The sequence below is a fragment of the Brevibacterium ammoniilyticum genome, from assembly GCF_038429965.1.
Lineage (GTDB): Bacteria > Actinomycetota > Actinomycetes > Actinomycetales > Brevibacteriaceae > Brevibacterium > Brevibacterium ammoniilyticum.
In genome coordinates, this window is record NZ_BAABNP010000045.1 from 1 (window position 1) to 769 (window position 769).

At 68.7% G+C, this 769-nt stretch carries 1 pseudogene; it reads right to left on the bottom strand.

Annotated elements, in window-relative coordinates:
• Nucleotides 1-769, bottom strand: a pseudogene (locus AAHA49_RS17815) (IS3 family transposase); the annotation flags it as partial.

A 769-nucleotide genomic window follows, 5' to 3' on the forward strand; every position in this document is an offset into this window, starting at 1 on the left:
GTCGCACGTCGAGCTCCTTCGCGAGAGCGGCGTATTCAGCCGATGTGTATTGAGCTCCGCGGTCCGAGTGAAAGATCGCGTTCGGTGCGATGCGGCCGTGCGCGTGGGCCATCCGCAGCGCGTCGCTGATCAGCTCGGTGCGCATGTGCGCGGCCATCGACCAGCCCACCACTTCACGGTTGTGGAGGTCGATCACGGTCGCCAGATAGAGCCATCCCTCGCCCGTGCGCAAGTAGGTGATGTCGCCCACGAGCCGCTCGCCGGGCCGGCAGGCGGTGAAGTCCCGGCGGATCAGGTCGGGGCGGTCGTGCTCGTCGTCGGCGGCGATCGTGGTGCGCTTGCTCGTCCGGGGCTGGATGCCGAAGATCCCCAGCTCGTTCATGATGCCGCGCACCAGCCCCTCCGAGGCGCTGATGCCGCGCCGAGCGAGCGCGGCGAGCACCCGCCGGAACCCGTTCACGCCGTTCGACTCAGCGTGTATCGTGCGGATCTGCTCTGCCAGCCACGTCCGCCGGGCTGCGGTCGGCGAGAGCGTGCCCTGCCGTTTCGCCCAGGCGTAGTAGCCGGCGCGAGAGACCTCGAGGAGCCTGGCCATGAGGCCGATCGTGTGGTTGGCCTTCTCCGCGTGCATGAGCGTGAACTTCTCGCTCACCGCTGTTCCTTCGCGAAGAAGGCCGCGGCTTTTTTCAAGAACGTGTTCTCCTCCGCCAGCCTGCGATTCTCCGCCTCCAGCCGCGCGATCCGCAGCGCCTCGGGCGCCGGCGGCGCC